The sequence below is a fragment of the Geobacillus sp. FSL W8-0026 genome (assembly GCF_037966255.1).
GTDB lineage: Bacteria > Bacillota > Bacilli > Bacillales > Anoxybacillaceae > Geobacillus > Geobacillus icigianus.
The window spans coordinates 805,729-819,520 of sequence record NZ_CP150194.1; the positions used below are offsets into that span (position 1 = coordinate 805,729).

The 13,792-nt window shown below is 54.4% G+C and carries 11 protein-coding genes and 1 other annotated feature; of the genes, 5 read left to right on the forward strand and 6 right to left on the reverse strand.

The window, feature by feature from the left end; translation table 11 throughout:
• Nucleotides 1-32: 32 nt before the first annotated feature.
• A complete protein-coding gene (locus NST29_RS04160) occupies nucleotides 33-665 on the reverse strand; it encodes a GNAT family N-acetyltransferase (protein WP_033021955.1) in 633 nt (210 codons plus the stop codon).
• A gap of 185 nt (nucleotides 666-850) precedes the next feature.
• Here NST29_RS04160 and acsA point away from each other — a divergent pair, with 185 nt between their 5' ends.
• Entirely contained in the window at nucleotides 851-2,566 is a 1,716-nt protein-coding gene (gene acsA, locus NST29_RS04165) for an acetate--CoA ligase (RefSeq protein WP_339232747.1), read from the forward strand.
• A gap of 503 nt (nucleotides 2,567-3,069) precedes the next feature.
• Here the strand turns inward: acsA and NST29_RS04170 are convergent.
• Nucleotides 3,070-5,841 carry a transglycosylase domain-containing protein gene (locus NST29_RS04170; RefSeq protein ID WP_051985104.1) on the reverse strand — a complete coding sequence of 924 codons (2,772 nt, stop codon included), beginning with the start codon at nucleotides 5,839-5,841 and terminating at the stop codon, nucleotides 3,070-3,072.
• A gap of 186 nt (nucleotides 5,842-6,027) precedes the next feature.
• Nucleotides 6,028-6,326 (forward strand) — a binding site (T-box leader).
• Between the two features lie 52 nt (nucleotides 6,327-6,378).
• Here NST29_RS04170 and tyrS point away from each other — a divergent pair.
• The gene (tyrS, locus tag NST29_RS04175; protein WP_033021952.1) at nucleotides 6,379-7,638 is read left to right on the forward strand and encodes a tyrosine--tRNA ligase; all 1,260 of its coding nucleotides are present in this window, start codon (nucleotides 6,379-6,381) and stop codon (nucleotides 7,636-7,638) included.
• Nucleotides 7,639-7,754: 116 nt separating this feature from the next.
• On the opposite strand, the gene NST29_RS04180 is transcribed toward tyrS, so the two are convergent.
• On the reverse strand, nucleotides 7,755-9,323 hold the full coding sequence (locus NST29_RS04180) for an IS1182 family transposase (protein ID WP_033018017.1): 1,569 nt from the start codon (nucleotides 9,321-9,323) through the stop codon (nucleotides 7,755-7,757).
• Between the two features lie 151 nt (nucleotides 9,324-9,474).
• Entirely contained in the window at nucleotides 9,475-10,077 is a 603-nt protein-coding gene (gene rpsD, locus NST29_RS04185) for a 30S ribosomal protein S4 (RefSeq protein WP_033021951.1), read from the reverse strand.
• A gap of 141 nt (nucleotides 10,078-10,218) precedes the next feature.
• On the opposite strand from rpsD, the gene NST29_RS04190 reads away from it, so the two are divergent.
• The 3 genes from NST29_RS04190 to NST29_RS04200 are packed head-to-tail and all read left to right on the forward strand — an operon-like array spanning nucleotide 10,219 to nucleotide 12,235.
• Nucleotides 10,219-10,431 (forward strand): hypothetical protein, encoded by a 213-nt coding sequence (locus tag NST29_RS04190; RefSeq protein ID WP_165570945.1) that lies wholly within the window; start codon nucleotides 10,219-10,221, stop codon nucleotides 10,429-10,431.
• Nucleotides 10,403-10,777 (forward strand): hypothetical protein, encoded by a 375-nt coding sequence (locus NST29_RS04195; protein ID WP_339232749.1) that lies wholly within the window; start codon nucleotides 10,403-10,405, stop codon nucleotides 10,775-10,777. The genes NST29_RS04190 and NST29_RS04195 overlap by 29 nt, the downstream gene beginning before the upstream one ends.
• Nucleotides 10,778-10,780: 3 nt before the next feature.
• Nucleotides 10,781-12,235, forward strand: a complete 1,455-nt coding sequence (locus tag NST29_RS04200; protein WP_339232751.1) for a diguanylate cyclase — start codon at nucleotides 10,781-10,783, stop codon at nucleotides 12,233-12,235.
• 60 nt (nucleotides 12,236-12,295) lie between these two features.
• On the opposite strand, the gene NST29_RS04205 is transcribed toward NST29_RS04200, so the two are convergent.
• Both NST29_RS04205 and hisJ read right to left on the reverse strand, forming a co-directional pair.
• Nucleotides 12,296-12,772: a GAF domain-containing protein gene (locus tag NST29_RS04205; protein WP_033021944.1), complete on the reverse strand. Its 477-nt coding sequence runs from the start codon at nucleotides 12,770-12,772 to the stop codon at nucleotides 12,296-12,298.
• Nucleotides 12,773-12,788: 16 nt separating this feature from the next.
• Nucleotides 12,789-13,628: a histidinol-phosphatase HisJ gene (gene hisJ / locus NST29_RS04210; protein WP_033021938.1), complete on the reverse strand. Its 840-nt coding sequence runs from the start codon at nucleotides 13,626-13,628 to the stop codon at nucleotides 12,789-12,791.
• Nucleotides 13,629-13,792 lie beyond the last annotated feature (164 nt).

Genomic DNA, 13,792 nt, shown 5'->3' on the forward strand with positions numbered 1-13,792 from the left:
GTTTGTCACCGGCTTTTTAGGCATCCGATATGTTAGTACATGTAGCGGTTCATAAACCGAAGCCGGTCGAACCGTTGGATCGATTCGGCGTCGACCCGTTTGCCGATGCGGACCATCAAGCAGTTCGCCGGATGCGAGCAAATTTCCGGGTCGTCGGTCGCATACCAGACAAGTCCGCCGGCGTTCATCATTTTCTCCATCACTTTTCGGTATTCCCATACGTTCAGCCCAGTGCCTTTTAGATCCCAATGCCAATAATATTCGGTTGTAATGATGATGTAGTCTTCCATGGCATCGTCCATCATCGAGACGATCAGCAAATTTTTGCCGACGCCAAACCCACGAAACTCGGGGATGACTTCAATGGCGCCCAGTTCAAGCAAATTTTCCATGTTCCCTTCCGACCACCGCTCGAGCGGGTCGGGATACAAAAACGTCACATAGCCGACGATCGTTTCGCCGCGGCGGGCGATAATGATGCGCCCCTCGGGAAGATGGGCGATGTCAATGAGCGCGCGGTGCTGTTTCTCGGGTTGGCGAAAGGACGTCAAATCATGGTGAAACGCATAGCGGGCCAACGCTTCCGGCGTCACTGGCCCTTCGATGAGCAGCGTTCCTTTTGGTGTTTTCAGCTCTTTGGCATTATACGTTTTTCGATGCTCCATTCGGTCACCACCTGAATCGATCGTTCTGCTTCCATTATACATGAAAACAGGAATGAAAACGCTATCATAACAAGCGATTCAAAAAAAATTCAAAAAGCGAGGACGATGAATATTTTAAAAATTGAGAAACTGTGAACGATCCACTATAATAAAAATGTAACCACTTACATAAGGGGGATCGGAGAATGAAGACGGAACTGTTGCCAGCCGTACAAGGGGATTACAACTTGAAAAGCTATGAGGACACATATCCCCATTTTCAATGGTCAGAAGCTGAGAAAGCATTTTCTTGGTATGAAACGGGACGAGTCAACATGGCGTACGAGGCGATCGACCGCCATGCCGAATCGTTCCGCAAGAATAAAGTGGCGCTTTACTACCGTGATGCGGTTCGGAAGGAAAAATATACGTTCAAAGAAATGAAAGAGCTGTCCAACCAAGTAGCGAACGTGTTGAGACAGACGGTTGACATTCAAAAAGGCGATCGCGTGTTTGTTTTTATGCCGCGTTCTCCGGAGCTGTATTTTGCCGTTCTTGGCATCATCAAAACGGGCGCTATCGTCGGACCGCTGTTTGAGGCGTTCATGGAAGACGCGGTGCGCGACCGTCTCGAAGACAGCGGGGCGAAAGCGATCGTGACGACGCCGGAGCTGCTGCCGCGCGTGCCGGTCGGCGACCTGCCGGAGCTGAAATACGTTTTCTTGGTCGGGGACGGCATCACCGAGGAAGGGCCGTACATCGATTTGAAAACGCGGATGAAGGAAGCGAGCAAGCACTTTGACATCGAATGGGTCGACCGCCAAGACGGGTTGATTTTGCATTACACCTCCGGTTCAACCGGCAAGCCGAAAGGTGTTTTGCACGTCCATAACGCGATGATTCAACACTATCAAACGGGGAAATGGGTGCTCGACTTAAAAGAGGACGACATTTACTGGTGCACGGCCGACCCGGGCTGGGTGACCGGGACGTCGTACGGCATTTTCGCCCCATGGCTGTGCGGAGCGTCCAGCGTCGTCGTCGGTGGCCGGTTCAGCCCGGACGCTTGGTATCAAACGATTCAAGATTTCGACGTCACCGTTTGGTACAGCGCGCCGACGGCGTTCCGCATGCTGATGGGCGCCGGCGATGAGATCGTGAAAAAGTACGATTTAAGCTCGCTCCGCCACATTTTGAGCGTCGGCGAGCCGCTCAACCCGGAAGTGATTCGCTGGGGGATGAAAGTGTTTGGCCGCCGCATCCATGACACGTGGTGGATGACGGAAACAGGGGCGCACTTGATCTGCAACTATCCGTGCATGGCCATCAAGCCGGGATCGATGGGGAAACCGATTCCGGGCGTTGAGGCGGCGATCATCGACGACCAAGGCAACGTCCTGCCGCCGTACCGGATGGGCAACTTGGCCATCAAAAAAGGCTGGCCGTCGATGATGAAAACGATCTGGAACAATCCGCAAAAATATGAATCATATTTCATCGGCGACTGGTACGTCTCCGGCGATTCGGCCTACATGGATGAAGACGGCTACTTCTGGTTCCAAGGGCGCGTCGATGATGTCATCAACACGTCGGGTGAGCGCGTGGGGCCGTTTGAAGTCGAAAGCAAGCTCGTTGAGCATCCGGCGGTGGCTGAAGCCGGCGTCATCGGCAAGCCAGACCCGGTGCGCGGCGAAATCATCAAGGCGTTTATCGCGCTTCGTGAAGGGTACGAGCCGTCCGAGGAGCTGAAAGAGGACATTCGCCAATTTGTGAAACAAGGGCTCGCTGCCCATGCGGCGCCGCGCGAGATCGAGTTCCGCGGCAAACTGCCGAAAACGCGGAGCGGGAAAATTATGCGCCGCGTCTTAAAAGCGTGGGAGCTCAACTTGCCGACCGGCGACTTGTCGACGATGGAAGACTGAACATTTGCTAGACGGCTGGTGAAAAGCGGTTGTTTCTTTTCGGCAATGGGGGAGCGTGTGAAAGGCGATCTGATGTGACAGGGTGTTTCTATTTGGGAAACAAGATTGGTGTGCGGCCGGCTCCCTTCAATCACCCGCCTTCTAGAGGGCTTGGTGAAAAATCATTGTTTGCCTTGATCAACGATGGAACGTGTGAACATAGAGGCTAATGGAACAAGCTTTTCTACTCGGAAAAGCGGTTGTGCGAGTAAATCACCTGCCTCCTAGAGCGGGCTCAAGAAAAGGATAGAATAAGGGTGGGCCGAAGCGCACCGTTGCATTTGGGGGCCACGCCGGGTGAAACAAACGGGGCGAGTAGGGTCGAACAAAAAATGAGGGAGGGTGTCCCAACGGGGGCGGGACACCCTCTTTATTTACTAGATACGAATCGGCTGCTTCTGTTGGCTGTTGTGCTCCTCTTAGGCTGGTGATGTAATCGTGGATACAGCTTTACAACGAAGGGATCAGTCGGCATCCGTCTCTTCCTCGGCTGCTTCCGAATGGGGAGGAGTGTCGTTCTTCGCCCCGTCCTCGGCGGCCGGCGGTGTGGGTCGTTCGGCCGCCGTCTGCGAAACGAGATTGGATGGCGCCGATTCTTGGCCGGCGATGTCCACTGCCGTGACATCGTACGATGCTCCGGGTTCGAGCGCGGAAAACGCCGTCGGCTCCCCGGCTTTCACCACCGCCACTACGCGCCGCGCTCTGCCATCGCCCACTCGGTAGACGCGATACCCGATGACATCGCGTTCGCGGTGGGGCGTCCAGACAAGGGTGTGGCCATCAAGACGCGCGGACGGAGGGGCGGGCGGATGGCCGTTTTCTTTGAGCACCGCAGCGGTGAAATCCATTCTGTCCCAGTCGTCTTTCGCCATTTCCCAAGCGGCGAGCAGCTCAGGCTGGGCGATGACTCCGCGGGTGACAAACTCCTCTGGCGTCGTCGCCAACGCTAAGTAGCGGCGTCCGTCAATGACCACGAGCCGGCTTTCCGTCAAATCGGCGCCGCTCCCTTCTTTGGGCGCAAAGCGCGTATTGTACAAATCGTAGCGGACAAGCCCGGCTTTTTGGCACGCCTCCGACGGGCTGAGGCCGGTGGCGGCGCAGTAGGCGCGCCGGACGATGCCTCCAGGCATGGCAAACCGCTCCCGCGGAGCGATGAGCTTCGGATGAACCCGATAGGCGGCGTTCATGAACTGCGCCCACAACAGTTGGGTACGTTTCCCATAGGAAAGCCCTTTATAATACGTTTCCAGCGGCGCTGGCCGGTCGTAGCCGATCCAAACGCCAAACGTAACGTTCGGGTTGACGGCGACAAACCACGAATCGCGGTTGGCTTGCGACGTGCCGGTCTTGCCGGCCCAGTCGGCGGAAAACGCTAAATAGCTAGGCAGTGAAGACGCCGTTCCGCCATGGAGCACATCGCGCATCATGTCGATCATCAAGTACGATGTTTGCGGGGAAAAGACGGAAACGGGCTTGCTTTGATGTTGATAGACGACGGTTCCGTTCTTGTCAACGATTTTTTCAATCATATAGGCATCGACAAACGTGCCGTAGTTGGCGAACGTTGCGTAGGCGTTGACGTTTTCTTCGACGGTGATGCCGACGTTTGTTCCGCCGATCGCTAAGGCCGGATGGCTTTCCTCTTGCTTGGTAACGCTGGTGATCCCCATTTTGTGCAAATAGTCGACCGGGTGGCGATGCTGAATTCGCATGTAGGCGCGAACGGCTGGGATGTTGAACGATTGCTGCAAGGCATAGCGCGCCGTGACGAGCCCGTGCGTTTTCCCATCCGCGTTTTTTGGCTTGTACGAGCCGATGGACAGCGGAAGGTCAGGGATGATGGTAGCGGGCTGGACGATGCCCATTTCCATCGCCGGTGCGTACACCAAGAGCGGCTTCATCGTTGAGCCGTTGGATCGGTGCGCTTGGGTGGCATGGTTCAGCTGTTCGCGCTTATAGTCGCGCCCGCCGACAAAGCTGAGGATTTTGCCGGTTTTGTTTTCGATGAGCATCGCCCCGACTTCCACAGGCTGGCGATGGGCGATCGTTTTGCCTGTTTGTTTGTCTTTCGCGTAATAGACGTTGTCGTTGCCATAGTATGGATAGCGGGCGGCGATGCGCTGCATTTGCTCATACAGGTCCTTGTCGATCGTCGTGTAAATTCGGTATCCGCCTTGGCGCAGCGCTTTCTCGGCTTCACCGACGTAGCGCTGGAACAGAGAAGGGTTGCGCTTCAGTTTGGCCGGTTGGTGGCCGTCGCGCTTAGCGAGCACCTCCGCTAAAATGTCTTTGGCTCGCCGCTCAATTTCCATGGTCAAAAACGGATACTGCTCGAACGGCGAGGGCTTCGGAGCGGCGAAATGCTTGGCGACGTCGTATGCCAGCGCCTCGTTGTACTGCTTCTCGGAAATGTAGCCGGCGCGTTTCATCCGGTAGAGCACGGTTTTCATCCGCCGCAGTCCGGCCGAAATGTCCGGTTTGACGCTGCCGTCTGGCGCAAACGGCGTATAGACGAACGGATTTTGCGGCAAGCCGGCCAAAAAGGCGGCTTGGGCGAGGTTGAGGTCTTTGGCGTTAACGCCAAACACTCCTTGTGCGGCGGCTTGAATGCCGGCGATGTTCCGTCCCGAGGAACTGCGGCCGAACGGCACGACGTTCAAATACGCCTCTAAAATTTGTTGTTTGGAAAAAAACGTTTCCAATCGCAGCGCCAAGAGCATTTCTTTCGCTTTGCGCTCAAACGATACTTCGTTGGTGAGGAGCTGGTTTTTGACGAGCTGCTGCGTAAGCGTGCTGCCGCCGCTTTTGATCGGCGAGTTGGTCAGCTCCTGGAACATGGCGCGGATGACCGCTTTCGGAACGACCCCGTGATGCTCGTAAAAATGTTCATCTTCGGTAGCGATGATGGCTTGCACAACATACGGGGAGACATTAGACAGCGGCACCGCCTCGCGGTCGAGGTCGGACCGGAAGCGCCCTAAATAGACCCCATTGGCAAAATACATATGGCTCGTTTCCTCGTAACTGGAAATCGCGCTGTACATGCTCTCGCGTGAAGGGGCGTCCATATCTTTGACCAAAAACGCGAAATAGCCCGCGCCCGCGCCGACAGCAAAGCAGGCGAGACAAAGCAGGGCGACGAGCAACGCGAAGACGGTGTTCCAAACGAGGCGGTAAGTACGTGAAAAATAATGCCACGTTTTTTCCAAAGAAAGTGGAAACGGCTGGTGTTTCATGACGGCCCCCCTATCTTGGCCAATCGGTGTTTCTATAAGTATACCATACCGATGGCGGCTGTTGTGGAATTTTGCCGTTTTTTCGCTGCTGAAGACGAAAAAGGACGCAAATTTTGGTCGGGGCGTTGCGTGCACCCGGTTGACATGGAGCGCCGCATATGGTAAAAGAAAGTATAGCTTCATCATGACAAAGCCATGACGGGAACAAGTAGCGGCTGTCTCCCTGGTGCAGAGAGCTGGCGGGCGGTGCGAGCCAGCCCAAAGGCAGGCGTGAATTACCTCCCTGAGCAGCGATGGCGAACGGTTTCGTTTTTTGCGGTCGGGTCAAACGAGGCATCGGCTCCGTTTTGCGACGGAGCTGGCGCGGAGGACCACGCCGCTGGCGGCCTAGTAGCCATTGGCCGGCATGCGCCGTTACCGAAATGAGCGAGAAAGCCTATGGCTTTCTAAGTAGGGTGGTACCGCGATGAACACTCGCCCCTTCATACAGGGCGGGTGTTTTCTTTATGTAGAACATTCCATAGAGAGGTGAAGGACATGGATTTGCTTGCAGAATTGCAATGGCGCGGGCTCGTCAACCAAACGACGGATGAAGACGGGCTCCGAGCGCTGCTGAACGAGGAAAAAGTGACGCTTTATTGCGGGTTTGACCCGACGGCCGACAGCTTGCACATCGGCAACTTGGCCGCCATTTTGACGCTGCGCCGTTTCCAACAGGCGGGCCATCAACCGATTGCGCTAGTCGGCGGGGCCACTGGATTGATCGGCGATCCGAGCGGGAAAAAAAGCGAGCGCACGCTCAATGCCAAAGAGACGGTCGAAGCGTGGAGCGCCCGCATTAAAGGGCAGTTGGAACGGTTGTTGGACTTTACGGCTGTAAACAACCCGGCGAAAATGAAAAACAATTACGACTGGATCGGGCCGCTGGATGTGATCTCGTTTTTGCGCGATGTCGGCAAGCATTTCAGCATCAACTACATGCTGGCGAAAGAGTCGGTGCAGTCGCGCATTGAAACCGGCATTTCGTTCACCGAGTTCAGCTACATGATGCTGCAGGCGTATGACTTTCTGAAGTTGTACGAGAGGGAAGGCTGCCGCCTGCAAATCGGCGGGAGCGACCAGTGGGGCAACATTACGGCCGGGCTGGAACTCATTCGCAAAACGAACAGCGAAGCGAAGGCGTTCGGCTTGACGATTCCGCTTGTGACAAAGGCGGACGGGACGAAATTTGGCAAAACGGAAAGCGGCACGATCTGGCTCGATCCCGAGAAAACGTCGCCGTACGAGTTTTACCAGTTTTGGATCAACACTGACGACCGTGATGTGATCCGTTACTTGAAGTACTTTACGTTCCTGTCAAAAGAGGAAATCGAGGCGCTTGAGCACGAGCTGCGTGAGGCGCCAGAGAAGCGGGCGGCACAAAAAGCGCTCGCTGAGGAAGTGACAAAACTCGTGCACGGCGAAGAGGCGCTCAAGCAAGCCGTCCGCATTTCCGAGGCGCTCTTTAGCGGCGATATTGCGAAGTTAACGGCGGCGGAAATTGAACAAGGCTTCAAAGATGTGCCGTCATTCGTTCATGAAGGAGGCGACGTTCCGCTCGTCGAGCTGCTTGTCGCCGCCGGTATTTCGCCGTCGAAACGGCAAGCGCGCGAAGACGTCCAAAACGGCGCCATTTATGTGAACGGGGAGCGCATCCAAGACGTGGGCGCCGTCCTGACCGCCGCGCATCGCTTGGAAGGGCGCTTTACCGTCATCCGCCGCGGAAAGAAAAAGTATTATTTGATTCGCTACGCGTAAACAAAAAGATGAGGCTGTCCCAAAAGGTCGGTAAAACGACCTTTTGAGGACAGCCTCCTGCTTTTGTTTTTACATTATTTGTCTATTTTTTACTTTCTCAAAGGATCTGCTTCTTCTTATCCCCGTATGTTCTCCCTTTTTCTTTTTATTGGGTGGACGGTGGCCGCCCACTTTCTCAAATTGTGGGCAGCACAAATAAGCCCCCATTCCACGGTAATTTTTGGGAGCCCCCTTAACAAAAAGCGCTGGAATTGCTGGTTATGCTTGATTTGCCCAAACACCGGCTCGTTTTCGATTTGCCGTCTTCGATATGTCGCCGCCCCTTCTTCCGTGGACAGCCGTTCCCGAATCTCCTGCCGTTGTTGTTGATTCTTCAAAGAAACGCGGATGGTTTTCGTGTCTTTGCCTTTGGCGCATGCCGTTTGAAACGGGCATCCGGCACATGCCGTACAACGATACGTCCGTTTGACGGTAACGTACCCATTGTCGGTCGTTTCCTTCCGTTCATACACAAACACCAACCGTTCCCCTTTGGCGCAAATCCACTCATCCAGCTCCTCATCATACGTCATGTTCTCGATTCGGCCGGTCTCTTTCGCCCACGCTTTCGTTTGTTCCCGGTCCAGCGTGTTGTACTTGATCAGGGCGACGATCTTCTTTTTCTCGCAGTACGTGTAGTTCTCCTCACTCCCATAGGCGGAATCCGCAATGGCCCGTTTGGGCATTGGGCGTCCATAGGCGGCCAATTGCTCCAAATGCGGAATGAAACATCCGGCATCCCCCGCCCGTTGATGCACGCTAAATCCAGTGATGAATTGGTTCTCTGTCCCAATCTGCACATTATATCCCGGTTTGAGCTGGCCGTTTTTCATATGGTCGTCTTTCATTCGCATGAATGTCGCATCCGGATCCGTTTTCGAAAAGCTGTTCCGTTCGCCCAACACTTCTTTGTATTCTTCATACTTCTTCTTACGGGGGAGAAGATCTTGCTCCAATTGCCGTTTTGCTTTCTTTAACGTGCGATTCTTCGGCTCTTTCTTTAGGCGTTCTTCCACTTGTTCGATGACGGCTTCGATCTTTTCGGACGTAATCGGTGAAGCTTCCAGTTTTTCTTGAAAATCCCCTTCTTGTTCCGCCTCTTCATCTTCTTTCGCCACCTGTTCGATCGAGGCAACGATTTGCCGGAATTTCTCCTCCAGCTTCTGATCGTACTTTTCCGTTGATTTGCGCCAAACGAACGTGTATTTGTTGGCATTGGCCTCGATTTTCGTTCCATCCAGAAAGTAATCCTCTAGTTTGACGAGCCCTTCTTGACGCAGAAGATCAACAATGGAGAAAAACGTTTCGTAAATGACGTCCTTCATCCGTTCCGAGCGAAATCGGTTGATCGTGCGGAAATCCGGTGTTTGATGGCCGGAGAGCCACATAAAGTAAATGTTTTCTTTCAACTGCTTGGCGATTTGGCGAGAGGAGTAGATCCGATTGGCGTAGGCATACAGGATGACTTTCAACATCATTTTCGGATGATAGGCTGGGCGGCCTCCACCAGGATAGAGGGAAACGAGCAGAGCCGGATCCATTTTTTCCACTGCCAGATCCACGATCCGGCAAAGATGATGTTCCGGAATGAAAATTTCAAGATCCATTGGCAAAATGAGTTGATCTCGGTTATAATAAATGTACATAAGAAAACCGTCCTTTCTTGGTAGGGTTATGGTGACTTTATTATACCAAAAGAGGAACGGTTTTCTTATTTTTTTTTGCGAAAAAAAGGAGGGTGTCCGAAAAGCGAACGCTATGCGAACACTTTTGGGACACCCTCATCTTTTTTGCGCCTTAACGCGAGTAGAACTCAACGATGAGCGCTTCGTTGATTTCCGCCGGCAGTTCGGAGCGCTCCGGCAGGCGGGTATACGTGCCTTCCATTTTTTCCGGATTGAACGTCAAGTAATCCGGAATGTAATTGCTCGCTTCGATCGCTTCTTTAATCACTTGCAAGTTGCGCGATTTTTCGCGGACGGCGATCGTTTGCCCCGGTTTGACGCGGTACGACGGGATGTTGACGCGGCTGCCGTCAACCAAGATGTGGCCATGCGTCACGAGCTGGCGAGCTTGGCGGCGCGTGCGGGCCAACCCTAAGCGATAGACGAGGTTGTCCAAACGCGACTCGAGCAAAATCATGAAGTTTTCGCCGTGTTTGCCCGGCATTTTGCCTGCTTCATCGAACGTTTTGCGGAACTGGCGCTCGTTCACGCCGTACATATGGCGCAGCTTTTGCTTTTCTTGCAGCTGCAAGCCATATTCCGACAATTTCCGCCGTTGGCCAGGGCCGTGTTGACCCGGCGGATACGGGCGTTTTTGCAATTCTTTCCCCGTGCCGCTCAACGAGATGCCAAGGCGGCGGGAAACTTTCCATGTTGGTCCGGTATAACGAGCCATGCACTGCTCCTCCTTATGCTTTTATTCCCGTAAAATAAAAGCAGATGTGCGCCAACAATTATGGCCATTTTGTTTTCATGCATCCTCGCTCTCGCAGCTAAGAGTTACGCGATGCACCTCGACGGGAAGCCGAGGAACAAAATGGGCCATAAAGGTGAGCACAAAGGCTGCTATATTTTACACAAAGGCTATTATATGATTTTTTGCAAACAAAGTCAACATTTTGTTTTCCCTTTTTCCGGTTTCTATGATATAATAAAAGATGCAATTTTTAGAAAAAATTCGCTTATATCTATTGACAATGCCAATTTAGGTGGAAAAGATGATGTGCATGGAAGAGATGAAGCGATATGAATCATTTAAACAAAAATTTTTCCACTGGTTTTTGGCGTTTCCTGACGACGAACCGTTTCTGGCGGCGGCCGACGAGCTGCTCGCGCTGTTGAAAGAGGAGATGGGGCTCGAGCAAGCCGTTTTTTATTTGTTCGATCCGGAGCGGGCGGCGTTTTATCCGGAAGCGTCCGCCGGCGGGGCGATGGGAGCGGGGGCGGTGGCAGCTGACGGAGGGCAGGAAATCGCTTTGCTCGATGGCGGCTCGCATGAGAAAGCTAGGCTCTTTTTTTCGCTTCCGGACGGAACGCCGGCGTTGCTCGAGCTGACATACCGCAAAGAACGCGCCATCGACCGACCGTTGCTCTAGGCGGTGCGGGCCGATTTTGCTGATTTGTTCGGCAAACTCGCCGCCATGCTTCAAGGGGAGGGCGAAGAAAAGCGGTACGGGCAGCTGCATCGGTTTGCGGCGAAAATCCATTCCTCCATGCGCATTGATGATGTGCTCGAGGAAATTATCCGCACGCTGCAAAACGTCTACCCATCGTTTACATACTATCTTCTCTTGTCGCACGACAACCACCTGCGCGATCATTTGCCGATCAAAGTGCTCGCTTTGGATGAAGGCGAAGGACAAACCGCGGCGTTGCGGGCGTTTTTGACCGGCCAAGTGCAGTGCGACGAGCTGGAAACGCCGCGCCGTTCCGTATTGTATGCGCCGATCAAAGGAGTTCAGGCCGTGTATGGGGTCATTCAAATTATCGCGCCGTATGCGGCCCCGTTTCCGCAGCGGGAGGTTCGTTTTATTTCCTTGCTTGCCGGAACGGCGGGCAGCGCGCTCGAGAACGCCAAATTGTACGAGCAGTCGCGTCGGCTCGTGGCCGACTTGCAGCTCATTAACGACACGATGCGCCAGCTGAACGCCCGCATGCGCCTGCACGAAGGCATTGAGTACATGGTGTCGCAAATTCGCCAGTCGTTTGGCGCCGATGAAGTCGGTTTTTTCTTGTTCGCGGACGGCCGGCGGGAGCTGTTGCCGGGAAGCACGCCGTTTTTTTATGAAGAGCGGTCGGCGATGTACGTCAAATGGGTGGAAGAGCGGCGCCGGGATGGACAAGATATTTTGTTTGCCGGTGATGCATGGGCGTCTTCCCTTACGCCGTTCCGCTCGATCATGGCCGCGCCCATGCAGCAAAACAAGGAAACGAAAGGCGTTTGCATCGCGTTGGCCCGCGAGCCGTACCGATTTACGTTTGAGATGTTCAAGCTGCTCGAGTCGCTCGTGCAGCATTCGACATTGGCGTTTATGAACGCCATTTTGCGCGAGGAACTGGAAAAGCTCGTCGTCACCGATTATTTGACGAAGCTGTATACACGCCGTTATTTGGACGAGACGATCCAAAAGTCGATGGAAACGGACGGTTCGGGGGCTTTTTTGCTGATTGATATCGACAATTTTAAGCAAATCAATGACTTGTACGGCCATCAAATCGGTGATGAGGTGTTGATCCGCGTGGCTGAGACGGTTCGGGCTAGCGTTCGTGAAAACGATGTGGCTGCGCGCTGGGGCGGCGAGGAGTTGGCGGTGTATTTGCCGAATGTCCATCTCGTCGATGCCGTGGCTGCGGCTCGCCGCATCACGGAAAAAGTAAGGCAACATACGGCTCCCGCGGTGACGGTGTCATGCGGCGTTTCTTGGTGGGGGCGGCGCTTTGGCGACAATGCGAAACAGCTGTTCAAACAGGCGGACAAGGCTCTCTACCGGGCGAAAGAGATGGGAAAAAACTGCATTTTCGTTTATGACGGCCGTCGCTTGTATAAGGCGTAAAAAAAGGAATCCGAGCGGATTCCTTCTTTGTGTCCGCCGCTCGCGTTCGTCCGCTTGGCGTCAAGCGGAGACGAGCGCCGCGGCAAACTGCTCCAAATAGCGGCGATCGACGTCATCAAAGCGGTTTTTGATCGGGCTGTCAATGTCTAAGACGCCGATGACGCGGCCGTCCTTGATGAGCGGCACGACGATTTCCGACTGGGACGCCGCGTCGCAGGCGATATGGCCGGGGAATTGGTGCACGTCAGGGACGACGACCGTCCGCCGCTCAGCCGCGGCCGTGCCGCATACCCCTTTGCCGAACGGGATGCGCACGCACGCCGGAAGCCCTTGGAACGGTCCGAGCACCAGCTCGTCGCCGTCTGCCAAATAAAACCCGACCCAGTTGATCTGCTCAAGAAACTGGTTGAGCAAGGCGGCGGCGTTCGCCAAGTTGGCGATGAGATTCGGCTCCCCGGCGATGAGCGCCTTCAACTGTTCGATCACAAGCGTATAGTTTTCTTCACGGGTGCCGTTGTAGGCCATGCGATGAAACATAAGGCTGCCTCCTTTTTCATTTTGGCTCATTGTATGACGGGGCGCCGCCGTTGTCAACGAAAAGCGCTCCGCGGTCCATGGCGTCTCGCCCTTGGTGAAGGTCGGCGGCGCAATGGGCGTCCGAACCGTAGACGATCGGGATGCCTCGCCGCTGCGCTTCGGCTATGATTTGGGTGGGCGGATACGGTTCTAAACAAAGCGGTTTGGCCAAGCCGGCTCCGTTGCCATCGAGTTCGCCGCCGAACCGCTCGATGTCATCGAGAATCGCCACCATCCATTCCGTCATCGGCTCGGGGCATGGAAAGCGGCGTTGGAATTTGCGGACGAGCGTCATGTGCCCGATTCGTTTCGGCTTATAGCGGCCGAGCTCGGCGCGGATCGATTGGCGCACGGTTTCATAGTACGCGCGATGGACGCGCTCTACCGAACCGAACAGGCGGATGATGTGGGCGAACATGTCCGCGCTGTAATCGATGCATACATACTGTCCGCGGCAAGGCAAAAAATGGACCGATAAAATGCTGTCATCGAGCAGAGGACCGACTTCATCCAGCATTCGAGCGGTCTCCTCTTCGAAACCGGGGATGAAGTCGACCTCGAGCCCCACGCGAATCGTAATGTCGTTTCGATAGCGCGCCTTGATGTCAGAGACTGCGGCCAAATAGCGCTCAAGCTCCCGGCTGTTCATCGCGCTGTCCCGCTCCGGCGTCGGATCGATAAACCGCTCCGGCAGCGGGGCATGCTCCGTAAATGAGATGTCGGTATAGCCGAGCGCAATCGCCCGCTCCACGTACCGCTCCAGCGGGTCGCTGCTTCCGTGCGGGCAAAACGGCGTATGAATATGTCCGTCGCGCATGGCGGGTTCCCCCTTTCCTTCTTCACGCATCATCGCGAAAAAATTGAAGCTTCCTGTAAAAAAAATTAAAATTTTGGTCAAAAAATGTCGTTAACATGGTATCATAAAAACATTGAAAAAGATATAGTCTTCCTGTTTTCGGCTCGTTTGTCTGATGTGAGTAG